Source organism: Paeniglutamicibacter terrestris, assembly GCF_012271785.1.
Taxonomy (GTDB): domain Bacteria; phylum Actinomycetota; class Actinomycetes; order Actinomycetales; family Micrococcaceae; genus Paeniglutamicibacter; species Paeniglutamicibacter terrestris.
Genome location: NZ_JAAWVT010000001.1, coordinates 1146528 through 1172361, shown reverse-complemented (window position 1 = coordinate 1172361; position 25834 = coordinate 1146528). Strand labels below are relative to the sequence as shown.

Below are 25834 nucleotides of genomic sequence, written 5' to 3'. Positions count from 1 at the left end.
TACTCCTAGGAGCCGCGCGGGCCGTACATAATCAGCCCCACTCCGGCCAGGGCAATGATGGCACCGGTGATGTCCCAACGATCTGGACGGAATCCATCAAGGAACACCGCCCAGATCAGTGAACCAGCAATGAAGACGCCTCCGTAGGCGGCCAGAATACGGCCGAAGTTGGCATCGGGCTGGAGCGTGGCCACGATGCCATAAAGTCCCAGTGCTACCGCACCGCCACCGATCCATAACCAGCCCCGATGCTCACGGATACCCTGCCAGATCAGCCAGGCGCCGCCGATTTCCAGCACCGCGGCAACACCAAAAAGCAGGATTGATTTGATCACAGTCATACCCGTAATCCTTTCATCATCACCTGATGCATGTTTGCCATCACACGGTGCCACCAATATTCGATTCGCGGCCGTATCCACGGTAATCTCGAGCGCATGGATATGGGCGAACTGGTTATTAATCATGAATTTGCGGCACCCCGTGCGGCACTGTGGGCGGCCTTCACCGAACCCGAGATCCTGGCCGAGTGGTTCGGCCCAGAGGGTTGGGGCGTGCACGTGGACACCGTCACCATCGAGCCACGCATCGGGGGCGTACAGAAGTTCGTGATGCACCTGCTCGAGGACCCCACCCAGACTTCGCCGGTGCACGCAAAGTTCACCGAAGTGCGGGAACATGAACTGCTCGTGGGTGAAGACGGGCCCCATGAAATGACCCTGAACCTGGTGATCACCATGCGTGTGGAATTCGCCGACTGCCCGATGGGCACCGCGCTGACAATCACCCAGGGTCCACTGCCGGGTGAGGTTCTGGCTCCGGCCCGCGCCGGCTGGGAGTCCTCATTCACTAAACTAGAGGCCTTGTTCGCCGCTCACCTTTAGGCCGTCGCATCATTCCTAGCCGCGGCCGATGTACGGCATTCCGGCCGCGGTGATGGTGACATTGTTGATCGAGACCTCGGCCGGGGCGGTGGCAATGAACTCCACGATGGCCGAGGCCTGCTCCATGTCGAAGGTCGGCTCGACCTTCCGGCTACCGTCGGTCTGCAAGGCACCCGAAGTTGCTCCGACATCATGCATCATCTCCGAGGCGGCGTTGCCGATGTCGATCTGCGAGCAGGAAATGCCATAGGGGCGACCGTCCAGCTCGATGGACTTGGTCAATCCTGTGACGGCGTGTTTGGTCACCGCGTAGGCAACGGAAGCCGGTCGTGGCACGTGGGCGCTGATTGAACCGTTGTTGATGATGCGCCCACCGCCGGATTCCTGCATGTGCCTGAAGGCGGCTCCAGCGCAGAACATGGCCCCGCTGAGGTTCACGGCGCAGACCTCCTGCCACCGTTGCGCTGAAAGCTCGCCGATGGTGGCGGCGGGGCCGAAAATCCCGGCGTTGTTGAAGAGGACATCGATCGTGCCGAAGCGCTCGATTCCCGCGAGGAAAAGCCGCTCGACCGCCATCGAGTCAGTGATGTCCGTCGGCACCACGAGGGCGTTGGGGTGCTTGTCGGCGCTTTGCTCCAGTTGTGCCTCACGTCGACCGGCGAGGACCACGTTCCACCCCGCGGCGAGCATCCGTCGGGTGACCGAACGCCCGATCCCGGAACCGGCTCCTGTGACCAGCATGGTTCGCGGCGCGGGCCCGCCTTGATTCTGGACTGGATTCAAGTGAAATCATCCTTTGCGCGTGAGGCTGTCATTCTTCTCTGCGAAGTCTGTCCTGAGGATGAGCTGCGCGGTGATTAGCTCCCAGCCTGCTGGTGTTGATACCGCCGTCTGGGAAGTAGCCCATGGGCTGGCGGTCATTGTGTTGGCGTTTCCCGGTTAATGGCATCATGTCGCGGTCCTCGACATCGGGCGGGATGCCGGTCGCCTTGGTGCTAGTTGCGCGTGGTCCAGAACCGCGACCAGAGCCCGATACGTGGCTTGGTGCGACGCGGTTCGATACTAAGATCCGGATCTAACCCCCTGATGGGATGGAACATGCCAGTGCTCAGCGCCGCAGACGTTTCCGGAACCGTGTGTGGGTGTGTCTCGCTGGATACTTCAGCGATGGGCTGGGTGATTTTCACGTGATCCTCCTCTGAACGATGCGGATTCCATAATATGGAAACTTAATATTGCTTTGTGAGAATAAGTATGAACTCGAATCATGAGAACCGCAAGAGGGTGATGTGATTTGCTTCATGCCCGGCCCGGGTGGCCTGGGGGCAGCGGGCTGCCAAAGGAGATTGGCCGATGCCCTTGACGGATGGGGTGTGATCGGAGTTACATGGTGTGGAAGCAAAGTTCCACCATCCAGAAACATCGAGTCGAAGCCGGTTCACGCCGGTGGTAAGGGTGTTCAGCCCTGGATGGTGTCGGCATACCAAGCAGGTTTGAAAGAGCTGATCACCCCATGGATATTTCTCGATTCAATGCACTCGATGTAAAGACAGCAGACGCAGTCCTTCGACCATGTGCCGACATAGATCGCTGGGTTGAAGCCACTCTGGGCGCCCGCCCTTTTAGTTCTCTTGAAGAACTTCTGGCCTGTGCCCAAACTGCCGCCAACCCGTTCACCGAAGCGGAGATCAACGCGGCACTGGCCCACCATCCCCGCATCGGGGAGCGCGCCGCCGGGCCCTCGGCAGAAGCCGCGCTCAGCCGCGTCGAACAATCCGATCTGACCTTCAACGTGCAGGTTGCCGCCGAGCTGCTGGCTGGGAACCGCGCCTACGAAGAACGGTTCTCCCGGCTTTTTCTCATCCGGGCCGCAGGCCGAAGCAGCCAAGAAATTCTTGCAGAACTGCGTCGCCGTTTGAGGAACGACTTTGAGACCGAGTTGGTGGAAGTCGACGAGCAGCTGCGTGCCATCGCGCTTCTGCGTCTTGCCGCGGCGTTCAACCGTGTGCCCGCCCGCTAAATCGCAGGCCAAAATTTGCCGGTTTTCTTTCCCCTTCAACGAATCCAAAGGAGTCCTTGATGAGTATCACCCAGGCTGCGAGAAGCCACATCACCACCCATGTACTCGACACCGGGACCGGGAGGCCTGCCTCCGGTGTCAAGGCCACGCTGGAAGCCAAGACGGCATCCGGATGGCAAGAAATCGGGTCAGGAGTCACCGATGCCGATGGACGCATCCAGACCCTTGGTCCGACAAAGGTTGAAGCTGGTCACCACCGAATTACCTTCGGCACGGGTGACTACTTCGGAATGACGGGTACGGAAACCTTCTTTCCCGTGGTCAGCATCGATTTCGTCATTAGCGACACAGCTGCTCACTACCACGTGCCTCTTCTTATCAGCCCGTTTGCTTATTCCACGTACCGAGGGAGCTAGAGAACATGAATACCGCAGCAACCAAAAATCGAACAGGCACCAAGATCGTGCTTGGAGCCAATCAATATGGCAAGGCCGAAGTCCGTCTGGTGAAAATCACGCGCGACACCGCCCGCCACCAGATCGAGGATTTGAACGTCACTTCTCAGCTTCGCGGCGATTTTCTCGCCGCGCACGTCGATGGGGACAACCGGCACGTCGTTGCCACCGACACGCAGAAGAACACCGTCTACGGCCTTGCCCGGGATGGGGTTGGCTCACCGGAGGCGTTCCTACTGCGGCTCGGTAAGCACTTCACCACGGAATTTGACTGGATCACCGGTGGCCGATGGGCAGCCGAACAATATTTCTGGGACCGCATCCAGAATCACGACCACGCCTTTTCCCGGAACAAGTCCGAGGTGCGAACCGCCGTACTGGAAATCACTGATGGCGAGCCGACCGTGCTGGCCGGGATCAAGGACCTGACGGTGCTCAAATCCACCGCCAGTGAATTTCGCAACTATCCAATTGATCGCTACACCACGCTGCAGGAAACCGATGACAGGATTCTGGCCACCGATGTCAGCAGCCGCTGGCGCTACGGCTCGGCCGCGGTTGCCGGCGGAGCCCTGGATTTCAACGCCGTCTATGCCTCGGTGCGTAAACTGCTGCTAACGGGTTTCGCCGCTAGGCATTCCTTTGCTTTGCAGCAAACGATGTTCGACATGGGCGAGGCCGTACTCGAAGCCCATCCGGAGATCGAGGAAATCAGGTTCTCCCTGCCCAACAAGCATCACTTTCTTGTTGACTTGACGCCATTTGGTCAGGACAACCCGAATGAGGTCTTCTTTGCGGCGGATCGTCCGTACGGCCTGATCGAGGCTGCCATCACCCGGGAAGGGGCTTCTGCGGCCCACCCCATCTGGGAAAACACGCCCGGATTCTGCTAGCCGATGAGGTTCTCGGGGGTGCCCGCGCTGCCACGCGGGCACCCCCGAAGCGTCGCAATCCATCAAGGAGTCAGACATGAAGGCTGCGCAAGTCAAAAGTACAACATCTCGGCCCGAGGACGAACGGCTGCCACTGGGCAAAACCGTCGCCTACGGGCTCCAACACGTCTTGACCATGTACGGCGGCATTATTGCCCCACCGCTGATCATTGGCGGTGCCGCCGGGCTGAGCCCGGAACAAATCGGCGTGCTGGTTGCCAGCTGCCTTTTTGTCGGCGGTCTGGCCACGATCCTGCAAACGGTTGGCATCCCGTTCTTTGGCGCCCAATTGCCCCTGGTCCAAGGCACGTCGTTCGCCTCGGTGTCCACCATGGTGGCGATTGTTAATGGGGATGGTGGTCTGCCATCAGTTTTTGGTGCCGTCTTGGCCGCCTCCGTGATTGGCTTCCTGATCGCCCCGTTCTTCGCGAAAATTGTACGATTCTTCCCGCCGGTGGTGACCGGCGTGGTTATCACGATGATCGGACTCTCGCTCACCCCGGTGGCCGCCAACTGGGCGATGGGGGGCAACGCCAAGGCCGATGATTACGGTTCATTGGCCAACATCGGGCTCGCCGCACTGACCATGGTGATCGTGCTGCTGCTTTCTAAGGTCGGAAAGGCGGCGATCTCTCGCCTATCGATCCTGCTGGCCATGGTCATCGGCACCATTATCGCGATATTTTTGGGAATGGCGGACTTCTCCGCGGTGGGCCGCGGCACCATTTTCGCCTTCCCGCAGCCCCTTGCGTTCGGCTGGCCGGTCTTCGAGGTCGGTGCCATCGTCTCGATGACGATTGTCGTCATCGTGATCCTCACCGAAACCACCGCGGACATCCTGGCGGTCGGCGAGATCGCCAAGACGCGGGTGGATTCGCGGCGCATCGCCGACGGCCTGCGGGCAGACATGGCCTCGAGCATCCTTGCCCCCGTCTTTAACACCTTCACACAGAGCGCGTTCGCGCAGAATGTCGGGCTGGTGGCCATCACCGGCGTCAAGTCCCGTTTTGTGGTCACTGCCGGTGGCGGAATCCTCGTGGTGCTAGGCCTATTGCCGGTGCTCGGTCGCGTGGTTGCCGCCATCCCTACACCTGTGCTGGGCGGAGCGGGCATCGTGCTCTTCGGCACCGTTGCGGCATCCGGCATTCGCACCCTAGCCAACGTGAAGTACGAGAACAACCTTAATCTGATCATCGTGGCGACCTCGATCGCCTTTGGTGCCGTGCCAATCGTGAAGCCAGACTTCTACGACGCGTTCCCAACGTGGTTCGCCACCATCTTCCACTCGGGCATTAGCTCGGCGGCGGTTATGGCCGTGTTACTGAACCTGTTATTTAATGAGCTGAAGCTGGGAACGCCCAAGAAGGACGGTTCCGCCTTTGCGGCGGCCCCGCCGCGCATGGTCATCGCTGAGCAGGTTCCACGCATCGTTAAGGCGGAGGAGGTCCGCGGACTGCTCGAGGGGGATCGCTTCAAGTCCGGCAAGATCATCGACGCGGACGGAGCGGAAATCCCCGTCGTCGACGAGAACGAGTTCAAGGGCATCGTGGAGGAGCACCGCAGGAAATGCGAGGAGGCCGGCATCCCCTGTCCCGACGAGTCGGAGTTCGTGCGCTCCGGCCCGCACCCGCCTCTTCACTAGACGGCCGTCGCGGCCAGGCACAAAGCTCAGGGCGGTCAGCCCGGACCGGGGAAAAATTGATTCCCGATGGCCGGGCGGACCGCCCTGTTGCGCGTCTTCGGCGCAGCCTAGCCTGTGGTGACGGCCAATGCGGCGGATAGCTGCGCGGTGGCGGCCCGCAGGTGCGGCACGGCCCGGGTGGCGAATTCTTCGTTGAGTCGGGTGACCGGCCCGGAGACGGAGATTGCCATCGGGGTCGGTGCGCCGGGGACGGCCATCGCCAGGCAGCGTACGCCGAGCTCCTGCTCTTCCTCGTCGATGGCGTAGCCGCGTGCTCGCACCTTTTCGAGTTCGTCGAAAAGTTGGTGCATGGTCCCTATGGTGTTTGGCGTATGGGCAGGCATGCCAGCCTGGTTGACCAGGCGCTGAACCCTTTCGTTCTCCAGCACCGCCAGGATTGCCTTGCCCACCCCGGTTCCGTGCAGCGACGAGCGGCGTCCGACCTCGGTGATCATGCGCATCGCGTGTGGCGACTGGGCTTGGGAAATGTAGGTGACCATGTCGCCGTCGAGAACCGCGATGCTGGCCGATTCGCCCAGGTCGTTGACCAGGGTCTGGAGGATGGGCGTGGAGAGTGCGCCGAGCTGGCGGTTGGCGACCTCTCCCAGTCGGATCAGCCGTGGGCCCAGGGCGTAGCGGCGGTTGTTTAGCTGGCGCACGTATCCAATGCCCACCAGGGTGCGCAGCAGCCGGTGGATGGTGGGAAGTGGAAGCGGGGTGTCCACGGCCAGTTCGCTCAGGGCCGCTTCGCCTCCGGCCCGGCCAATGAGCTCGAGGAGCTCGAAGGCGCGCTCGACGGATTGGACGCCCGATGTCGTCTTTACTTCGGCCATGGAGATGCTCCTGGATCTGCTGGTGCGCGAGCGCGAATCAATGGGGATGATCCCGCCAATGGTCTTGTCTTTGGGCCCAACAATACCGGAGCCCCAGAGAATTATTCCACGATCCGAAACTTTGACGCACAATTCCCGTGGCCCAGCGCACATAAGTGCTTGTAATTTCACTCAGTAGATAATAGTATCCACTATACGGAAACTTTTTCAGGAGGACGATATGGCTGTTCCAAGCCCGGGATATTCCCTGACGTTGCGTGTCCAAACGCCCGTCTCGATCACTGCAACCAGCGAACTGGCAGCGGCCGTGGGTCGCGCCGGAGGTTCGATCACCGCACTTGACGTGGCCGAATCCGGTCACGACCACATGGTCGTCGACGTCAGCTGCAACACCACCGATGCCGAACACGGGCAGGCCGTCCGCGAGGCGCTCGACGCGCTGGATGGTGTGAACGTCCGCAACGTCTCGGACCGCACGTTCCTCATGCACCTGGGCGGCAAGCTCGAGGTCGTCCCCAAGGTCGCCCTGCGCAACCGCGACGACCTGTCCCGCGCCTACACCCCCGGTGTGGCCCGCGTGTGCCTGGCCATTGCCGAGAATCCCGAGGACGCCCGCAACCTCACGATCAAGCGCAACACCATTGCCGTGGTCACCGATGGCTCCGCCGTCCTGGGCCTGGGCAACATCGGCCCGGCAGCAGCCCTTCCCGTCATGGAAGGTAAAGCGGCGCTCTTCAAGCAGTTCGCCAATGTCGATGCCTGGCCGGTCTGCCTAGACACCCAGGACACCGAAGAGATCATCATGATCGTCAAGGCCCTCGCCCCGGTCTACGGAGGGGTGAACCTCGAGGACATCGCCGCACCGCGCTGCTTCGAGATCGAGGCCCGACTGCGCGAGGAACTCGACATCCCGGTCTTCCACGACGACCAGCACGGCACCGCCATCGTCACCCTGGCTGCGTTGAATAACGCGCTGCTGGTGGTCGGCAAGCAGATCGACAAGGTCCGCATCGTCGTCTCCGGCGTCGGCGCCGCCGGCAACGCCATCATCCAGCTCCTGGCCGCCCGGGGCGCCAAGAACATCATCGCCGCGGGCCGCAACGGAGCGATCAGCCGCGCGGACGTTTCCGCGGACCCGCACCGCCAGTGGCTTGCAGAGAACACCAACCCCGAGCAGTTCACCGGAACGCTCAAGGAGGCCATGGTCGGCGCCGACGTCTTCATCGGTGTCTCGGCACCCAACATCTTGGACAAGGCCGACATCGAGGCCATGAACAAGGACGCCATTGTCTTCGCCATGGCCAACCCCGACCCGGAGGTCGACCCGATCGCCGCCGGACGCCACGCCGCAGTGGTCGCCACGGGCCGTTCCGACTTCCCGAACCAGATCAACAACGTCCTAGCCTTCCCGGGTTTCTTCCGCGGACTGCTCGACGCACACGTTTCAGACATCACCGACGACATGTTGTTGGCCGCAGCCGATGCCATTTCCGCCCGGGTGAGCCAAGATGAACTTAACCCCGGTTTCATCATTCCCTCCGTCTTCGACCCGCACGTGGCAGCAGATGTTGCCGAGGCCGTTTCCGGCGCGGCATCGAAGAACAAGTAGCTAGAAAGATCTGGTCCACCACCATGAGCATCACCCTGACGCACACCCCGGCCGTTGCCAAGGCCGATGAGATCCTTTCCGCCGAGGCACTGGCCTTCGTGGAGAAGCTGCACGAGAAGTTCGCCGCAACCCGCGGAGATCTCCTGGAAGCGCGCACCGCTGCGCGAGCCGCCGTAGCCAAGACGGGCACCCTCGACTTTGATCCGTCGACCGCGGACATCCGGGCCGGCGACTGGAAGGTCGCTCCCGCTCCCGCGGCGCTGGCGGACCGCCGCGTAGAGATCACCGGCCCGGCCACCCCGGCCAAGATGGCCATCAATGCGCTGAACTCCGGTGCCAAGGTCTGGCTGGCGGACCTCGAGGACGCTTCCACCCCGACTTGGCACAACGTGATCGACGCACTGATCAACCTCACCGATGCCGCGGCCGGCACCCTGTCCTTCGAGGACGCGGGCAACGGCAAGTCCTACGCCCTGCGCACCGACGCGCCGCTGGCCACCGTCGTGGTCCGCCCGCGCGGCTGGCACCTGCCGGAGGCCAACGTGCTTATCAACGGCGCGCCGGCCGTGGGCGCACTGGTCGACTTCGGCCTGCATTTCTTCCACAACGCGCGTGTCCTGAGCGAATCGGGCCAGGGCCCGTTCTACTACCTGCCGAAGATGGAGTCCGCGCTCGAGTCCCGCCTCTGGAACGAGGTCTTCGCCTTCGCCGAGGCCGAGCTGGGCATCGAGCACGGCACCATCCGAGCCACCATGCTCATCGAGACCATCCCGGCCGCCTTCCAGATGGACGAGATGCTCTTCGAGCTGCGCGACTACGCCTCGGGCCTGAACGCCGGACGCTGGGACTACCTCTTCTCCATCATTAAGTACTTCCGTGCGGCCGGAGACAAGTTCATCATGCCGGACCGCGCCGACGTGGCGATGACGGCCCCGATGATGCGCGCTTACACCGAGCTTCTGGTGCAGACCTGCCACAAGCGCGGCGCCTTCGCGATGGGCGGCATGGCCGCGGTCATCCCGAACCGCCGCGAACCCGAAATCACCGCCGCCGCCTTCGAGAAGGTCCGCAACGACAAGACCCGCGAAGCCAACGACGGCTTCGACGGTTCTTGGGTGGCGCACCCGGACCTGGTCCCGGTTTGCGTGGAGGTCTTCGACTCCGTGCTGGGCGACAAGCCCAACCAGATCGACCGCCAGCGCCCCGAGGTCTCGGTCACCGCCGATCAGCTGCTCGACGTCGCCTCCGCACCGGGCACGGTTACCGAGGCCGGGGTCAACACCAACCTCTACGTCGCGGTGGCCTACACCGCCGTGTGGCTCTCGGGCACCGGCGCGGTGGCCATCCACAACCTGATGGAGGACGCGGCAACCGCCGAGATCTCGCGTTCGCAGATCTGGCAGCAGATCCGCAACCAGGTCGTGGCCGCGGACACCGGAAATACCATCACCGCCGAGCTCGTCGCGAAGGCACTCGCCGTCCAGGTGGAGAAGCTGCGCGGCGAGGTCGACAACGCCGAGACCTTCGAGAAGTACTATGTCCCGGCCGCCGAGCTCATCGGCCGTCTGGTCTCCGGGCGTGACGAGGACTTCGAGGACTTCCTCACGCTGCCTGCCTACCACTTGCTGAGCACCGAACTGGTGACAAAATGAGCCAGCAAGGCGCGCTGAGCGCGGCCGCCCTGGCAAGCATTGACGGCGGGTTGGCGGCCACGGACGAACTGCTGGAGAAGAACTACCCGGGTGACGATGGACGGCGCCAGCCGATCCACACCGCCTATGTTCCTGCCGACCGCTTCACCCCCGAGCTGCCCGCAGCCTGGGGCACCGCGGCCCTTGAGGTCGCCGGCGGCGTGGCCGGCCTGGCCGCGCTGGCCGAAAAGCTGGATCTGGCCCAGCCGGAGGAACTGGCAACGCTGGTCGCCGCGAAGCTTCAGAACGAGCCTATCGAGGACCTGCGCCTGGACTTCGAGGATGGATACGGCAATCGCGGCGATACGGCCGAGGACGCCGCGGCCATTGCCGCGGCCGAACAGGTCGCCAAGGCCGTGGCGGCGGGTGTGGCCCCGCCGTTCATCGGCATCCGCTTCAAGTGCTTCGAGGCACCGACCCGGGCCCGGGGTTTGCGCACGTTGGATCTGTTCGTCTCCACGCTGGCACGCGCCGGCGAACTGCCCGAGGGCTTGGTGTTGACTCTTCCGAAGGTCACCACCGTCGACCAGGTCCGCGCCATGGTCTTCGTTTGCGAGCAGCTGGAGGCAGCGCATTCGCTACCCGCTGGACGCCTGCGCTTCGAGGTGCAGATGGAAACCCCGCAGCTGATCCTCTCCCATGAGGGAACCGTGCCGGCGGCCACACTATTGCACGTCGGCGAGGGCAGGATTTCCTCGCTGCACTATGGCACCTACGACTACTCGGCCTCGCTGGGGATCGCGGCGGCCTATCAGTCCATGGAGCATCCGGCAGCGGACCACGCCAAAAACGTCATGCAGGTGGCCGTCGCCGGCACCGGCGTGCACCTCTCCGACGGCTCGACCAACATGCTGCCGCTGGGTGACCCGGAACAAATCCAGGCCGCCTGGGCGCTTCATGCCCGCCTGGTGCGCCGCCACCTGGAACGCGGGATCTATCAGGGCTGGGACCTACATCAGAACCAGCTGCCGACCCGCTACCTGGCGACCTACGCGTTCTACCGCGAAGGCTTTGCCGCCGCCGCGGCACGCCTGCGCAATTACGTGCACCGCTTCGAATCGTCCATCATGGATGAACCGGCAACCGCGAAGGCGCTGGCCAACTTCATCCGCCGCGGGCTGATTTGTGGCGCACTGACCGCCGAGGAAATCACCTCGACGGCCGAAATATCCCTATCCACCCTTGAATCAATCGCCCTGGCGCGAGCAACACAGACGGAGGACTCGAATGTCTAAGATCCAGACTCGTGGCGATGCAAGCTACTACACGAACTACGGTGGGCATCCGCCGCAGACCGACCTGCTGACCGACCGCGCCATCGTCACCGAGGCGTACACCGTCATCCCGCGCGGGGTGCTGCGCGACATCGTCACCTCGGTCTTCCCTGAGTGGACCGGCACCCGCGCCTGGGTGTTGAACCGCCCGGTCGCCGGCGGCTCGACCACCTTCGCTCAGTCCATCGTGGAGGTCGCCCCGGGCGGCGGCTCGGATCACCCGGAGCCGCAGGCCGAGGTCCAGTCCTTCGTCTTCGTGGTCTCCGGCCGCCTAACCGTGAGTATCGACGGCGCCGTGCACACCCTGGAAGAGGGCGGCTTCGCCTACGTCCCGGCCGGCACGGCGTGGCAGGCGCACAACAACGGCGTCGAGGTGGCAACCTTCCACTGGATCCGCAAGCGCTACGAGGTCCTGGCGGGCGTCGCTGCACCGGCGCCGGTCGTCGGCAACGAGCGCGACATCGAGCCCGGCGCCATGCCGGAGACCGAGGGCAAGTGGCGCACCACGCGCATGCTCGACCCGCAGGACGTGGCGTTCGACTTCGGCGTGAACATCGTGACGTTCGAACCGGGCGCCTCGATTCCGTTCGCGGAAACCCACGTCATGGAGCACGGTCTCTACGTGCTCGAGGGCAAGGCGGTCTACCGCCTCAACGCCGACTGGGTTGAGGTCGAGGCCGGCGACTACATGTCGCTGCGCGCCTTCTGCCCGCAGGCTTGCTACGCCGGCGGACCGTCGAACTTCCGCTACCTGCTCTACAAGGACCAGAACCGCCAGATCGCCTTGTAGGCGGGAATAACCCTTAAACGACGTCGGGCTCGTCGAACGCATTGCGTTCGACGAGCCCGACGTCGTTGGGGGAGGGACCACCGGCGGGATTATTGGCCGGCTCCCGGCGAGAAAGCGGACCTTCTCTCAATGGCTGTTCTACCAGGTGGGCAAGACCGGCAAAGGTCCGTCGGCTTCGATGTAGCGACCCTGGCCGCGGGCCAGCCATTCAATCAGGCCCTCGCGGTCAGATTTCACGCTCAAGGCTCCGTCGCCGATCACCCACTCGTCACCTTCCTCGGTCACAATGCTCATGCCCGGCGCGCCCTTGGCCCGCATGGTGCGCACCGCGGCCTCCACGGCGTTCAGCTGCGAGTCCGGGTCCGCCTCCGCAATGGTCCACGCGGTGTCCAGGTCGTGATGGTGGACGACGATCTCGGAAATGCGCAGCGCCACGATGGAGGTGGCGGGGATGACCTTGCCATGCAGGTCCACTTCGTCGATCGCCAGGTCTCCGGTGAGTCGATCCGATTGCTCGGCGAAGAACTGGGCGGACTCGCGGAAACGGGCAATTAGCTCCTCGCGGGGAAGCGCCGCGAGTGCGGCGATCTCTTCGGTGCGGGCCTCCGGGGAAGCATAAAGCTGCTGCGGCTCCCCGCTGGTGGCCCAATCGATGAGCTTCACCAGCGTGCGGCCGTTGGATGCGAGGTGCGCGATGACGTCCGCGCGGCTCCATCCCTCGCAGAGGGAGGGAGCAGCCATTTCGTCGTCGGAGAGCGTATCGATGGTGGCCAGCATCATGCCGGTTTCGCGGCTGAGGCGGGAGAGGTCCGAGTGCAAGCGGGCTGAGTTGATCATGGTCACACCCTACCCAATGGCCAGCAGTCGAACGGTCCCGGGAAGTAATAGATATGCAACGAGTATTGACTCATACGATTTCACCGTTAATTGCGTCCGGGCCTGTCAGACCCGAGCTCGGGCACGGACCCGCCGCACCCAGTGTGAGCCCTACGCGCGGGATAGATTGGTGAAATGACCGACGATCCCCGGACACCACGGCTAGGTTTTGATCCACCCGTTCCCGGGGACCTGAACGCGGTCTTTGCCATTGCCAGCGACCCGCGGACTTGGGCGCACATCCCGGGTGAACTGATCACCGATCCAGCACAGATCGAAGCCACGCTGGCAATGTTTGGCAGCGGTTGGCAGGAGAATGGTCTCTCGCATTGGGTGGTGCGGCTGGCAAGCGACGGGCAGTATCCGGGGCTCAAGCAGGGCCAGGTGCTGGGGACCGGGGGAGTACACCTCTTTGAAACGCCTAGCGGAAGCCGGTTCTGGAATCTTGGCTACCGGCTGGATCCGACCTGCTGGGGCCAAGGGTTCGCCACCGAGCTGGCCCAACGGGCCGTGGCGTGTGCGGGTGAAACCCTGGCCGCGGTGCCGGTCATTGCCCGGGTACTTTCCACCAATCCTGCCTCCGCGAAGGTAGCGCTCAAGGCGGGGCTGGCGCTGAAGTGGTCGGGCGAACCGTCGGCGAAGACCCGCGCTGCGGTGGGGCGGGATTCGGTGCAGCGACTCATTTTCGCCGACCGCACCTTGGCGCCCGAGGTCCTCGATTACCTGGTCTCGCGCGGCTGAGGAATGTCACAACGCGATTCTTGGGATGTTATCGCCGACCGGGAGGGACAAGCGGACTTTTCCGCACGAGGATGTAGGTCCTCGGCATCAACCGCCCCGGGCCTATCGTTGGCGTTGATAGATGTCGCCCGCGTTAGCCGCGGATGAGATTGGCTGTTGTCTTGGTGATGGGCCAGCCGGTGATGACCTTGCGCCGCGGAGTTGCGTAGGTGCGCACCTTGGAGGTGCTCAGGCCCAAGCGGACTAGGGACTCGGCGATGGTGACGGCTGCCCGCACTCCGTCCACGATCGGCACCCCAGTCGCCGCCGCGACCTTGGTTTCAAGTTCCGCCATCCCGCCGCAGCCCAGCACGATGACCTCGGCCTTGTCGTTTTGAACCGCCTGGCGCGACTGCTCCACGATGGCTGCCACCGCGCGGTCGGCGTCCGATTCCAACTCAAGCACGCTCAGCCCACTGGCGCGCACCGAGGCGCAGCGCTCGGACAGCCCGGCCAGCTTCAGCCGGTCCTCGATCAGCGGCACGGTCCTATCCAGCGTGGTGACCACGGAGTACTTGTGGCCCAGGAACTGGGCGGTGGAGGCCGCCGCCTCGGTGATGTCCACGACCGGTACGTCCAGCAGTTCCTGGAGTCCCTCGCGGCCATGTTCGCCGTAGCCGGCCTGGATGACCGCGTCATAGGGTTCGGTGTAGTTAACGACCTTGTCCATGACGGCGATGGCCGCGAGGTAGCTTTCAAAGTTTCCCTCGCAGGAGTCGGCACCGAAGTTGGGCGTCAGTTCGATGATCTCGGTGCCCGGGGAGGCTGCCGAGCGGGCCGAGTCGCCGATGGAACGGGTCATGGACGCGGTGGTGTTGACGTTGAGGACCAGAATTCGCATGGGGAAAACTCCTGTGGTGCTGGTGGAACCGGTGGAATGCCGGTGACTAGTGGGTGGGGGCCACGGCGATGGCCTCGCCGTCGATGTCCTGATGAACCTGGCCGCGCTTGGCGATGACCAAGTAGATGATGGCGCCGAGGGCAGAACCGATGAACCAGGCGAAGGCCGAGACGTTGCCGAGGGCTGGGGAGAACGCGAGGATCAGTGCGGCAATCGCCGAGATGCCCAATGCAAGGATGGCGCGGAAGTTCACGCCGCGGGTGAAGTAGTAAGTCCCCTTGGGGGTGCTGCGGTAGAGGTCTGGGATGTTGATCTTCGCGCGGCGCAGGATCCAGTAGTCGGCCATGATGATGCCGAACAACGGGCCGAGCAGCGCGCCCAGGCCGCCGAGGAAGTAGGTGATGACAGCAGGGGAATTGTAGAGGTTCCACGGCAGGATCAGCAGTCCGATGACCCCGGAGATGATGCCGGCACGGCGGAAGTTCAGCACCTTCGGGAAGAGGTTGGTCAGCGCGTAGATCGGGGCCACGAAGTTGGCCATCAGGTTCACCGCGACGGTCAGGATCAGCAGTGCGGCCGAGGCGGCTAGCAGCAGGAAGGTGTTCGGGATAGCCGCCACGACGTCCGAGGGGCTGTCGATGATGGTGCCGTCGATCTTGAACTGCGCACCGGTCATGACCACGACGATCACGCCGAAGAGCAGCATGTTCAAGGGAATGCCCCAGAAGTTGCCGCGCACGATCGAACCCTTGGACTTGGCACTACGGGTGAAGTCGCAGAAGTTCAGCACGAAGGTGCCATAGATGGAGACCCACAGGGCTCCGCCTCCCAGGATGCCGAGCCACATGTCGAGCCCGGTCTTGGTGTTGCCGGTGGACCAAGCGATGGAGCCGCCGGCCCGGGTGAACATCCAGACGGCTAGCGCGCCCATGGTGACAAGAATGACCGGGCCGGCGAAGGCCTCATACTTGCGGATCATTTCCATGCCATAACTGACGATTACGAGCTGCAGCGCCCAGAGTGCCACGAAGCAGATCCAGCCGAGCGCGGAAAGGCCCAGAAAGCTGTTGGAGTTCAGGCCCGCTGCGGACGGAGCCACGGCCAGGATCATGACCACCAGAACGACGGAGGCCAGGTAGGTCTGGATGCCGAACCAAGCGATGGCTACCGCGCCGCGCAGGAGTGCGGGAATCTGGGCCCCGCGGATGCCGAAGGCAATGCGGCTCATGACCGGGAAGGGGACGCCGGTCTTTTCACCCATGAAGCCGGAGAAATTCAACAGCCCGAAGAGCAACAGTGCGCCGAAGCCCAAAGCGAGAAGGATCTGCCAGCCGCCCAGCCCGAGTGCGAAGAGCCCGATCGCAAATGCGTAGTTTCCAAGGGAGTGGACGTCGTTGGCCCAGAGGGTGAAGATGCTGTAGCTGGACCAGGTTCTTCCCGCCTTGGTGGTGGGTGCAAGGTCGTTGTTGTATAGCGAGGCGCTGAGTCCTTGGGGATTCGGTCCGTGCTGGGCCGATGGCAGGACGTGTGATTCTGACGTCGCTATGCGCACATCTGGATGGGTCATAAGAGCTCGTACCTTTCACCACGGGGGTGTGACGGAGATTACTTGATTGATCGATAATGACACGGTTCCACATAAAAGAAAAGCATTTCCGTCTGGTGGAATAACGGTGAAATATATCCGGGTTCCCGGCGGGACCGTTCCCGGGGTGGGTGTTGCTTTGCAAATCATCAGATGCGCGGGCCTTGGGTTGGTGGCGCCGGGTTGCGGACGTCTTGACAGTGACTCGGGCCACTCGCTAGAGTTCTCATCAAGCAATAAACATATTTCACAATATGGAAATTGGAACCATGAAGGAGTCGAAGATGACCTACACCGTCAACTGTTCAATCCTGCTCACCGAGCTCCCCCTGCTTGAGCGCGCCGCAGCGGCCAAGGCAGCGGGCTTTGACGGCGTTGAATTCTGGTGGCCGTTCGCCACCGCGGTACCCGCCGGCTCCGAGATCGACGCCTTCATTGCCTCCATCAAGGACGCGGGCGTCACGCTCGAGGGCCTGAACTTCTTCGCCGGTGACATGCCGGCCGGGGACCGAGGACTGGTTTCCTGGGTTGGACGCGAATCCGAGTTCCTCGACAACATCGACGTGGTCGCCGCCATCGGCGAGGCCACCGGATGCAAGGCCTTCAACGCCCTGTACGGCAACCGCCAGCCGGGGATTGACGGCCAGGCGCAAGACAAGCTGGCCGTGACAAACCTGGTCGCAGCGGCCAAGGGCGTCGAGCGCATCGGCGGAACGGTGTTGCTCGAGCCAGTCTCGGGTACCGAGGCCTACCCGCTGAAGACCTCGGCCGATGCCTTCTTCGTCCTGCAGAAGGTCCACGCCGCCGGCGCCGCCAACGTCAAGTTGCTCGCCGACTTCTACCACTTGGCCGTGAACGGCGACGATGTGGCAGCACTGATCGAGGGCCACGCCCACGAATTCGGACATATCCAGATCGCCGACGACCCGGGACGCGGGGCACCGGGAACCGGAACCTTGCCGCTGGGGCAATGGGTCACCCGTTCCCGCGACCTCGGCTACGCCGGAGGCGTCGCCTTGGAATACAAGGCCGCAGCGGCAGAGGCATTCACCTGGCTCATCCGCCAGTCCGCCTAACCCGCACCCCCACAACAAACCCCACCGGGAATTCCACGCCCCGGCCACCCACACACGAGTTTTCAGGAGCACGGTATGTCGAACACGCAAAAGATCGCATTCATCGGCTTGGGTATCATGGGACTTCCCATGGCCATCAACCTGGCCAAGGCAGGCTTCGAGGTCACAGGATATAACCGCAGCCCCGAAAAGACCGCCAAACTGGTGGCCGCCGGTGGCAAGGGCGCAGGTTCGATTCCCGAAGCGGTTGCCGGTGCCGACGTCATCATCACCATGGTCCCGGACTCCGTTGACGTGGAGGCAGTCGTCACCGGCGAGGCAGGCGTCTTCGCCCACGCCAAGGCCGGCGCCCTGTGGATCGACAACTCCTCCATCCGCCCGGACGTGGCCGCCCACTTGGCCGACGAGGCCCGCGCCGCGGGCATCCGCCCGCTCGACGCACCGGTCTCCGGCGGCGAGGCCGGCGCTATCGGCGGCGTGCTCTCCATCATGGTCGGCGGCGAGGCAGCAGACTTCGCCGACGCCGACGCGGTCTTCAACGCCGTGGGCAAGACCATCGTGCTGGTGGGGCCCTCGGGCTCCGGCCAGACCGTCAAGGCGGCAAACCAGCTCATCGTGGCGGCAAACATCCAGGCGCTATCCGAGGCCGTGGTGTTCCTTGAGGCCTATGGCGTCGACACTGACGCCGCGCTGAACGTCCTTGGCGGCGGGCTGGCGGGCTCCAAGGTCTTGGACCAGAAAGGCCAGAAAATCCTTGACCGGTCCTTCGAACCCGGCTTCCGCCTGGCCTTGCACCACAAGGACATGGGGATCGTGACCTCCGCAGCCCGCGAGGCAGGCGTCGTGCTTCCGCTCGGCGCACTCGTCGCCCAGCTCGTGGCCTCCACCGTGGCCAGCGGCGACGGCGCCCTGGACCACTCCGGACTCTTCCGCGGCGTACAACGCCTCAGCGGATCCGCCGACGTTCCGGCCGAACCCGTGGCCGCCACCCAGCAGTAAGCGCCGCCGGCGCGATTCCCCGCTACCCGGCAGGGACTCGCGCCGCCCACACCACCCGGACTGCCGCGCAGCATCAGCCGCGCAGAGCGTCCAGCCAAACTTCACCCCCCTCCCTGCCGCCAGGCCTTGCCGGCGCCCGGGATTGATACAAGGAGCAGTACAACATGGCAACAATGCGCGTCGTTGATGCAATTGTCTTGATTTTGGAAAAGGAAGGCGCCACCGAGGCCTTCGGCCTGCCGGGAGCGGCGATTAACCCGCTGTACTCGGCCATGCAGCGCCGGGGCACCATCCGCCATACACTGGCCCGCCACGTCGAGGGTGCCAGCCACATGGCAGACGGTTACTCGCGTGCCACCGGCAAGATCGGGCTGTGCCTGGGCACCTCCGGCCCCGCCGGCACCGACATGATCACCGGACTGTACGCGGCCATCGCCGATTCCATTCCGATGCTCTGCATTACCGGGCAGGCGCCGACCGACAAGCTGCACAAGGAAGACTTCCAGGCCGTGGACATCGAGTCCATCGCCAAGCCCGTCACTAAATTCGCAGCCACCGTCCTGGAGCCGGGCCAGATCCCGGGCTACTTCGCCAAGGCCTTCCAGATCATGCGCTCGGCACGTCCCGGCCCGGTCCTGCTCGATTTACCGATCAACGTGCAGATGGCGCAGATCGAATTCGATATCAACGCCTACGAGCCGCTGGTCCCGGACAAGCCCGCGGCAACCCGCGCCCAGGCCGAGAAGGTCCTGGATCTGTTGGTGGCCTCCAAGCACCCGATGATCATTGCCGGGGGAGGGGTCATCAACGCCAACGCCTCTCAGCAGCTCGTCGAGCTGGCCGAATTGCTGAACGTGCCGGTCTCCCCAACCTTGATGGGCTGGGGCTCGATCCCGGATGACCACCCTCTGCAGTCGGGCATGGTCGGCATCCAGACCCACACCCGCTACGGCAACGTCTCCTTCCTGGCCTCCGACTTCGTGCTGGGCCTGGGCAACCGCTGGGCCAACCGCCACACCGGCGGCCTGGACACGTACCGCAAGGGCCGCACCTTTGTGCATATCGACATCGAGGGCACCCAGATCGGCCGGGTCTTCTCCCCGGATCTGGGCATCATCTCCGACGCCGGGGCGGCCATCGACCAGCTGCTGGCCGCAGCCCGTGGCCGTTTGGCCGCAGGCACCATGCCGGACTACTCGTCGTGGGCCGATGAGTGCACCGTGCGCAAGGGCACGCTGCACCGCAAGACCAACTTTGAGAACATACCGATTAAGCCGCAGCGCGTCTACCAGGAAATGAACGCAGCCTTCGGCCGCGACACCACCTACGTCTCCACCATTGGCCTGTCCCAGATCGCCGGTGCGCAGATGCTGCACGTCTTCGGCCCGCGCCAGTGGATCAATGCCGGGCAGGCCGGCCCGCTGGGCTGGACCGGTCCCGCAGCCCTGGGCGTGGTGCGCGGCAAGCCGAACTCGACCGTCGTTGCGCTCTCCGGCGACTATGATTTCCAGTTCATGATCGAGGAACTGGCGGTCGGCGCGCAGTTCAAGCTGCCCTACATCCACGTGGTCGTGAACAACTCCTACCTGGGTCTGATCCGTCAGTCGCAGCGCCCGTTCGAGATGGATTACCACGTCTCGTTGGGCTTCGAGAACATCAACTCCCCAGAGACCAACGGCTACGGCGTTGACCACGTCAAGGTCGCCGAGGGTCTGGGCTGTAAGGCCGTGCGCGTTCAGGATCCCTCCAAACTGGCCGAGGGCTTCGCCGAGGCCGGCCGCCTGGCCGAGGAGTTCCAGGTGCCCGTCGTCGTCGAGGTCATCCTGGAGCGTGTGACAAACATCGCCATGGGTGCTGAACTGGACGCAGTGAACGAATTCGAGGACCTGGCCGCCGCAGCGGCCGATGCCCCCACGGCGCTGACCCCGTTGGAAGCAGCGCGCGGCGTCCACGCCGGCACATCGGTCTAGGAAGAAACAGCGAGAGGAGGCGGCACACCATGTTGGTAGTAGTGGCACCGGATAAGTTCAAGGGATCGCTCACCGGCGCGCAGGTTGCCGCCGCCATCGAGGCGGGGGTGCGCGCGGCCTTGCCGCAGGCGCGCATTCTCACGGTACCCGTCGCCGACGGCGGGGAGGGAACCCTTGACGCCGCCGTGCAATGCGGCTTCGAGCAGCGCCACGCGCTTGTCACCGGCCCCACCGGCGAAGTAGTGCGAGCCGCCTTCGGTCTCCGGGGCGAGGTGGCCGTCGTGGAGATGGCCGAAGCCTCCGGCCTGGACCGGCTGCCCGGCGGCACCCCGGACGCCCTCGGGGCGAGTAGCCGCGGCACCGGAGAACTGATTGCCGCGGCCCTGGATGCCGGCGCCACCCAGATCATCCTCGGCGTGGGCGGTAGCGCCTGCACCGACGGCGGGGCCGGCATGCTCCAGGGCCTGGGCGCGCGGCTGCTTGATGCCGCGGGCAACGACCTTGCCCCCGGCGGCGGGGCGCTGGCCTCCCTGGCCCGCGTCGAGCTGGACACGCTGGATCCCCGGATCGCCGCGACAACTTTCACCCTTGCGGCCGATGTGGAGAACCCGCTGAGCGGAGCACACGGCGCGGCGTTCGTCTTTGCCCCGCAGAAGGGCGCAAGCCCGGATCAGGTGCGGGACCTTGACGCCGCGCTGGGCCGTTGGGCGCAGGTGCTCGGCCTCGGGCCCAACGCCGGAAGGATCGCCGAGCTCGCCACATCGCCGGGTGCCGGGGCAGCCGGCGGGGTGGGCTTCGCCGCCCTGGCGGTGCTTTGTGCCACCCGGCGCCGCGGCATCGATGTGGTGCTGGAGCTGACCGGCCTGGAAGAGGCGCTGTCCGGGGCCGTCGCGGTGTTCACCGGCGAGGGCAGCCTGGACACGCAGTCGCTGGAGGGCAAGACCCCGGTGGGCGTGGCCCAGCTGGCCGCCGCCCACGGCATTCCCGTCTACGCAATTTGTGGACGCAATCAACTTTCCACCGAGCAGGCAACCGCCGCGGGCTTCACCGCGGTGCGATCGCTGCTTGAGCTGGAAGACGATGTTGCTCGTTGCATGAGTGAGGGTGGATCTCTTGTGCAACGGGCGGCAACCCAATTGGCCTTCGAATTCCTGGCTGTCCACGCGGCCAACGCCTAACCCCGGGCGCCACCACCATTCCCACCGCACGAAACGTAAGGACGAAACCATGGGCAACACCGAGCTCAACGAGGCAGCGACGCCACGGACGGAAGCAACTTCAGGCGCAGACTTCGACCTGGTGATCCGCGGCGAGCGGATCGTCACGAGCGCCGGAACCGTCGCCCGCGAAATCGGCATCCGCGACGGCAAGATCGTCGCCATCGAGCCGTTGGGCAACAACCTCTGTGGTGCGCAGCTCATCGAGCTGTCCGCCGAAGAAGTGCTGATCCCGGGCCTGGTTGACACCCATGTGCACGTCAACGAGCCGGGCCGCACCGAGTGGGAAGGCTTCGAGTCCGCCACCAAGGCCGCTGCGGCCGGCGGGGTGACCACCATCGTGGACATGCCGCTGAACTCCATCCCGCCGACCGTCAACGTCGAGGCCCTAGAACTCAAGCAGGACGCGGCCCGGACCAAGGCCTTCGTCGACGTCGGATTCTGGGGAGGTGCGATCCCGGGCAACAAGCCCGAGCTGCGCAAGCTGCACGACGCCGGCGTTTTCGGCTTCAAGTGCTTCCTGCTGCACTCCGGCGTCGAGGAATTCCCGTACCTCGAACCCGACGAGATGGAGGAGGACATGAGCGAGATCGCCTCCTTCGACTCGATGATGCTGGTGCACGCCGAGGACTCGCGCGCCATCGACCGTGCCCCGAACGCCGAGGGCGACCACTACGACAGGTTCCTGGCCTCCCGCCCCCGCGGCGCCGAGAACGTTGCGGTGGCCGAGGTCATTGAGCGCGCCCGCTGGACCGGGGCCCGCGCCCACATCCTGCACCTGTCCTCCTCCGACGCACTGCCGATGATCGAATCGGCCAAGCGCGACGGCGTGAAGCTGACCGTGGAAACCTGCCCGCACTACCTGACGCTGCTGGCCGAGGAAATCCCCAACGGGGCCACCGCCTTCAAGTGCTGCCCGCCGATCCGCGAGGCATCGAACCGCGAACTGCTCTGGAAGGGCCTAGAGGACGGGATCATCGACTGCATCGTCTCGGATCACTCGCCCTCCACGCTGGATTTGAAGGACATCGAGAACGGCGACTTCGGCGTGGCTTGGGGCGGGGTTGCCTCGCTGCAGCTGGGCCTGGCGCTGATCTGGACCGAGGCCAAGCGCCGCGGCATCAAGCTGGAGACCGTGCTGAATTGGATGTCCGAGCGCCCGGCCCAAATCGCCGGCCTGCATCACAAGGGCGCCATCGCGCTGGGCAATGACGCGGACTTCGCGTTCTTCGGACCGGATGACAGCTTCGTGGTGGACGTGAACAAGCTGCACCACAAGAACCCGATCTCGCCCTATCAGGGCAAGGTGCTGGCCGGGAAGGTCCGCCGGACCTTCGTACGCGGCACCGAGGTTGACTTCAAGACCCCGCGGGGTCAGCTGATCCGCCGTGGCGAGGTCTAGCACCGGATCGAGTGAGCTATCGGCCAGCACTAGGGAGCATCGCGGCGTACCTGCCCACCGCGATGCTCCCTAGTGCTGTTCCGTTGCACCGGGCGCAATGCCGGTTGACGCGCGCACCATGAGTTTGGGGGCGAAGACAAATTGCTCACGCACCGCGTCTTCTCCGGCCTGCGCCTCACGCAACATCAGCTCGACGGCCGTGCGTCCAATCTCCACCGCGGGTTGGCGCACCGAGGTAATGGGAACGATGGAGGAACGGGCAAAGTCGATGTCGTCGTAGCCCACCAGCGCAATATCATCCGGTACGCGCAGGGTCCCATCAATCATGATGGCCTGCAAGATGCCCAGTGCCAACAGATCATTAGCGGCAAATACTGCATCCGGGCGCTTGTTTGAGGGGAGCTGGGCCAGCTCGAAGCCGATGCGTCGACCCTCAAGAACGCTCAGCGAACGCGCGGTGAAGACTTCAAGGGTTGCATCCCCCACCGCGGAAACAGCAGCTTGGGCGCCCTCGAGGCGATGGCGGACCTGTTCAATCTCCACCGGACCTCCGATGAAGGCGATGCGCCGGCGGCCAATGTCGATCAGGTGTTGGGCGGCCATGAGGCCACCGGCCACGTCGTCCACGGAGACCGAGGAGAAGGAACGGTCCCCGCTTCCCCGGTCGACCATGACGACCGGGGTACCGCTGTCGCGCAACTTCCACAGCCGACTCAAATCTGTCTGCAGCGGGGAAATGAGCACCCCGGCCACGCGTTGTTCCTCAAAGAGGTCAAGCAGGCGTTGTTCGTTGTGTGAGGAATCATCGCTGGCGCCCATTAAGACCGTGTAGCCACTTTCCAGGGCACGGCTCTGTGCGCCGTGGGTGATGTCCATGAAGAAGGGGTTGCGGGCGTCAAGCACCACGAGTCCGAAGCTGCGGCTTCGCCCGCCGCGCAGTTGCCGGGCGGCGTCGTTGCGCACAAAGTCCAAGCGCTCGATCACGGCCTGTACGCGGGTGACGGTGGCGGGGGCGACGACCTCGGGTCTATTGAGCACATTGGACACGGTGCCGACCGAAACGCCTGCTTCGCGCGCGACATCTCGAACACTGATAGCCATGGGAAATCTGGCCCTTCCTGTGGCTGCGGGGGTGATCTATTGAGTATATCCGCTGGCTTGTTTCGACTGCATTTCACCGACTAAGTTGAATGGATTCAATTCACGCGTGACCGGCGTCGCAATTCGGCTTGAAATTTACTGTGATCTAGGTCTATGCTCGAGTCTCACAAGAAATTGAAACGATTCATAAGTGCGATTGAACGCTAGTTATCCCCGCGGGCGTCGAGTCCACAGCCAGAAGGGTTACAACGATGTCCCGAGTCTGCTTCCAGCTTCAGGTGCGCGAAGAGCGCATCGCTGAATACACCGAACGTCACGCCAGCGTATGGCCGCAGATGCTTGAAGCCATTAAAGATTCGGGTCGCCGTAACTACTCGCTTTTTCTGCGCAATGACGGCCTGTTGATTGGCTACTACGAGGTTGATGATGACGCCGCAGCCCAGCGCGCATTGGATGCCGACCCGCGCACCGCAGATTGGGAAGCGCAGATGTCCGAATTTTTTGTTTCCCTCGCCGGCCGTCCGGACCAGAACGCGCAACAACTGACCGAGGTATTTAACCTCGAAGACCAGCTTGCTGGCGTGACTCACTAAATCCACGCCAGATCCCTACACCAAAAAACTAGATTGGAGATCCCCATGGGCACAATGCTGAGCCCCGAGATCCTTGCCGTACTTGAGCGCCAGGCCATCGAGGTCCCGTCCTGGGCCTACGGCAACTCCGGAACCCGCTTTAAGGTTTATGGCACCGACGGCACCCCGCGCGATCCCTTTGAAAAGATCGCCGACGCCGCCGAGGTCAACCGGCTGACAGGTCTGGCCCCGTCGGTGGCACTGCACATTCCGTGGGACAAGGTTGATGACTTCGGCGCCCTGCGCACCTACGCGAACGATCTGGGCATCGAGCTGGGAACCATCAACTCCAACACCTTCCAGGACGATGACTACAAGTTCGGTGCCCTGACCCATGAGGATCCGTCCGTTCGACGCAAGGCGATTGACCATCACCTCGAGTGCGTCGATGTCATGGACGCCACCGGCTCCCGCGATCTGAAGATCTGGCTTGCCGAGGGCTCAAACTACCCGGGACAGGCCGATATGCGTGGTCGTCAGGATCGTCTGGCCGAATCTTTGGCGCAGATCTACGCCCGCCTTTCCGGGGATCAGCGCCTGATGCTGGAGTACAAGTTCTTCGAACCGTCGTTCTATCACACCGATGTTCCGGACTGGGGCACTTCCTACGCCCAGGTGGCAGCACTCGGAGATCGTGCGAAGGTCTGCCTAGACACCGGTCACCATGCGCCGGGCACCAACATCGAATTCATCGTGATGCAGCTCCAGCGCTTGGGCAAGCTTGGCTCCTTCGACTTCAACTCGCGCTTCTACGCGGATGATGACCTGATTGTTGGCGCGGCTGATCCGTTCCAGCTCTTCCGCATCATGTTTGAGGTCATCCGCGGTGGCGGCCTCGATGCGGACACCGAGATCGCGTTCATGCTCGATCAGTGCCACAACGTCGAAAATAAGATCCAGGGCCAAATCCGCTCGGTACTCAACGTGCAGGAAATGACCGCCCGGGCGCTTCTGGTTGACCATGATGCGCTCGTGGCCGCACAGCGCTCCGGTGATGTCCTGGCCGCTAATGCCGTCTTCATGGACGCCTTCTACACCGACGTGCGCGGCGATTTGGCTCAGTGGCGCGAATCCCGCGGCCTTCCGGCCGACCCCGAGGCCGCCTTCCGCGCCTCGGACTACCAGAGCCGCATCGAAGCCGAACGTGTCGGCGGCGTCCAGGCCGGATGGGGAGCCTAAGCAGAAC

At 63.8% G+C, this 25834-nt stretch carries 25 protein-coding genes; 17 read left to right on the top strand and 8 right to left on the bottom strand.

What is annotated here, in order from left to right:
- Nucleotides 1-5: 5 nt before the first annotated feature.
- Nucleotides 6-341, bottom strand: coding sequence for a YnfA family protein (locus HED64_RS05185; RefSeq protein WP_168150973.1), 336 nt, complete (start codon nt 339-341; stop codon nt 6-8).
- A gap of 102 nt (nt 342-443) precedes the next feature.
- On the opposite strand from HED64_RS05185, the gene HED64_RS05180 reads away from it, so the two are divergent.
- A complete protein-coding gene (locus HED64_RS05180) occupies nt 444-884 on the top strand; it encodes an SRPBCC family protein (protein ID WP_168150972.1) in 441 nt (146 codons plus the stop codon).
- Between the two features lie 15 nt (nt 885-899).
- Here HED64_RS05180 and HED64_RS05175 read toward each other — a convergent pair whose 3' ends face one another.
- Complete coding sequence (locus tag HED64_RS05175; protein WP_168151153.1) at nt 900-1625, bottom strand: SDR family oxidoreductase; 726 nt, start codon at nt 1623-1625, stop codon at nt 900-902.
- 254 nt (nt 1626-1879) lie between these two features.
- Entirely contained in the window at nt 1880-2071 is a 192-nt protein-coding gene (locus HED64_RS05170; protein ID WP_168150971.1) for a hypothetical protein, read from the bottom strand.
- Between the two features lie 326 nt (nt 2072-2397).
- Here HED64_RS05170 and uraD point away from each other — a divergent pair, with 326 nt between their 5' ends.
- From uraD to HED64_RS05150, 4 genes are all read left to right on the top strand, one after another.
- Complete coding sequence (gene uraD / locus HED64_RS05165) at nt 2398-2904, top strand: 2-oxo-4-hydroxy-4-carboxy-5-ureidoimidazoline decarboxylase (RefSeq protein ID WP_168150970.1); 507 nt, start codon at nt 2398-2400, stop codon at nt 2902-2904.
- 59 nt (nt 2905-2963) lie between these two features.
- Entirely contained in the window at nt 2964-3320 is a 357-nt protein-coding gene (gene uraH, locus HED64_RS05160) for a hydroxyisourate hydrolase (RefSeq protein WP_168150969.1), read from the top strand.
- A gap of 5 nt (nt 3321-3325) precedes the next feature.
- On the top strand, nt 3326-4252 hold the full coding sequence (gene pucL, locus HED64_RS05155) for a factor-independent urate hydroxylase (RefSeq protein ID WP_168150968.1): 927 nt from the start codon (nt 3326-3328) through the stop codon (nt 4250-4252).
- A 76-nt stretch (nt 4253-4328) separates the two neighbouring features.
- The gene (locus tag HED64_RS05150) at nt 4329-5933 is read left to right on the top strand and encodes a nucleobase:cation symporter-2 family protein (RefSeq protein WP_168150967.1); all 1605 of its coding nucleotides are present in this window, start codon (nt 4329-4331) and stop codon (nt 5931-5933) included.
- A gap of 107 nt (nt 5934-6040) precedes the next feature.
- Here the strand turns inward: HED64_RS05150 and HED64_RS05145 are convergent, their stop codons facing one another.
- Nucleotides 6041-6805, bottom strand: coding sequence for an IclR family transcriptional regulator (locus HED64_RS05145; RefSeq protein ID WP_168150966.1), 765 nt, complete (start codon nt 6803-6805; stop codon nt 6041-6043).
- A 220-nt stretch (nt 6806-7025) separates the two neighbouring features.
- Here HED64_RS05145 and HED64_RS05140 point away from each other — a divergent pair, with 220 nt between their 5' ends.
- From HED64_RS05140 to HED64_RS05125, 4 genes are read left to right on the top strand one after another with little or no spacing between them, the layout of a single operon-like run.
- Entirely contained in the window at nt 7026-8414 is a 1389-nt protein-coding gene (locus HED64_RS05140) for an NAD-dependent malic enzyme (protein WP_168150965.1), read from the top strand.
- A 23-nt stretch (nt 8415-8437) separates the two neighbouring features.
- On the top strand, nt 8438-10066 hold the full coding sequence (gene aceB / locus HED64_RS05135) for a malate synthase A (protein WP_168150964.1): 1629 nt from the start codon (nt 8438-8440) through the stop codon (nt 10064-10066).
- On the top strand, nt 10063-11340 hold the full coding sequence (locus HED64_RS05130; RefSeq protein ID WP_168150963.1) for a DUF6986 family protein: 1278 nt from the start codon (nt 10063-10065) through the stop codon (nt 11338-11340). Before aceB ends, HED64_RS05130 begins: the two co-directional genes overlap by 4 nt.
- Nucleotides 11333-12169, top strand: coding sequence for a bifunctional allantoicase/(S)-ureidoglycine aminohydrolase (locus HED64_RS05125; RefSeq protein WP_168150962.1), 837 nt, complete (start codon nt 11333-11335; stop codon nt 12167-12169). The genes HED64_RS05130 and HED64_RS05125 overlap by 8 nt, the downstream gene beginning before the upstream one ends.
- Nucleotides 12170-12307: 138 nt before the next feature.
- Here the strand turns inward: HED64_RS05125 and HED64_RS05120 are convergent, their stop codons facing one another.
- Nucleotides 12308-13006, bottom strand: coding sequence for a maleylpyruvate isomerase family mycothiol-dependent enzyme (locus tag HED64_RS05120; protein ID WP_168150961.1), 699 nt, complete (start codon nt 13004-13006; stop codon nt 12308-12310).
- A 174-nt stretch (nt 13007-13180) separates the two neighbouring features.
- On the opposite strand from HED64_RS05120, the gene HED64_RS05115 reads away from it, so the two are divergent.
- Nucleotides 13181-13786, top strand: coding sequence for a GNAT family N-acetyltransferase (locus HED64_RS05115; RefSeq protein WP_168150960.1), 606 nt, complete (start codon nt 13181-13183; stop codon nt 13784-13786).
- Nucleotides 13787-13919: 133 nt separating this feature from the next.
- Here the strand turns inward: HED64_RS05115 and HED64_RS05110 are convergent, their stop codons facing one another.
- Nucleotides 13920-14666, bottom strand: coding sequence for an aspartate/glutamate racemase family protein (locus tag HED64_RS05110; protein WP_168150959.1), 747 nt, complete (start codon nt 14664-14666; stop codon nt 13920-13922).
- A 46-nt stretch (nt 14667-14712) separates the two neighbouring features.
- Nucleotides 14713-16233 carry an NCS1 family nucleobase:cation symporter-1 gene (locus HED64_RS05105; protein ID WP_168150958.1) on the bottom strand — a complete coding sequence of 507 codons (1521 nt, stop codon included), beginning with the start codon at nt 16231-16233 and terminating at the stop codon, nt 14713-14715.
- 302 nt (nt 16234-16535) lie between these two features.
- On the opposite strand from HED64_RS05105, the gene HED64_RS05100 reads away from it, so the two are divergent.
- The 5 genes from HED64_RS05100 (at nt 16536) to allB (ending at nt 22915) form a co-directional block, all read left to right on the top strand.
- On the top strand, nt 16536-17327 hold the full coding sequence (locus HED64_RS05100; RefSeq protein WP_168150957.1) for a hydroxypyruvate isomerase family protein: 792 nt from the start codon (nt 16536-16538) through the stop codon (nt 17325-17327).
- Between the two features lie 75 nt (nt 17328-17402).
- Nucleotides 17403-18326 carry a 2-hydroxy-3-oxopropionate reductase gene (locus HED64_RS05095; RefSeq protein ID WP_168150956.1) on the top strand — a complete coding sequence of 308 codons (924 nt, stop codon included), beginning with the start codon at nt 17403-17405 and terminating at the stop codon, nt 18324-18326.
- A 164-nt stretch (nt 18327-18490) separates the two neighbouring features.
- On the top strand, nt 18491-20296 hold the full coding sequence (gene gcl / locus HED64_RS05090) for a glyoxylate carboligase (protein ID WP_168150955.1): 1806 nt from the start codon (nt 18491-18493) through the stop codon (nt 20294-20296).
- Nucleotides 20297-20325: 29 nt separating this feature from the next.
- A complete protein-coding gene (locus tag HED64_RS05085; RefSeq protein ID WP_168150954.1) occupies nt 20326-21474 on the top strand; it encodes a glycerate kinase in 1149 nt (382 codons plus the stop codon).
- 49 nt (nt 21475-21523) lie between these two features.
- On the top strand, nt 21524-22915 hold the full coding sequence (gene allB, locus HED64_RS05080; protein ID WP_245325629.1) for an allantoinase AllB: 1392 nt from the start codon (nt 21524-21526) through the stop codon (nt 22913-22915).
- A gap of 69 nt (nt 22916-22984) precedes the next feature.
- Here the strand turns inward: allB and HED64_RS05075 are convergent, their stop codons facing one another.
- Complete coding sequence (locus tag HED64_RS05075; protein WP_168150953.1) at nt 22985-24016, bottom strand: LacI family DNA-binding transcriptional regulator; 1032 nt, start codon at nt 24014-24016, stop codon at nt 22985-22987.
- Between the two features lie 251 nt (nt 24017-24267).
- Between HED64_RS05075 and HED64_RS05070 the strand changes: the two genes are divergently transcribed.
- Both HED64_RS05070 and rhaI read left to right on the top strand, forming a co-directional pair.
- Nucleotides 24268-24609: an L-rhamnose mutarotase gene (locus tag HED64_RS05070; RefSeq protein WP_168150952.1), complete on the top strand. Its 342-nt coding sequence runs from the start codon at nt 24268-24270 to the stop codon at nt 24607-24609.
- A gap of 45 nt (nt 24610-24654) precedes the next feature.
- Complete coding sequence (rhaI, locus tag HED64_RS05065) at nt 24655-25827, top strand: L-rhamnose isomerase (protein WP_168150951.1); 1173 nt, start codon at nt 24655-24657, stop codon at nt 25825-25827.
- Nucleotides 25828-25834: the final 7 nt, after the last annotated feature.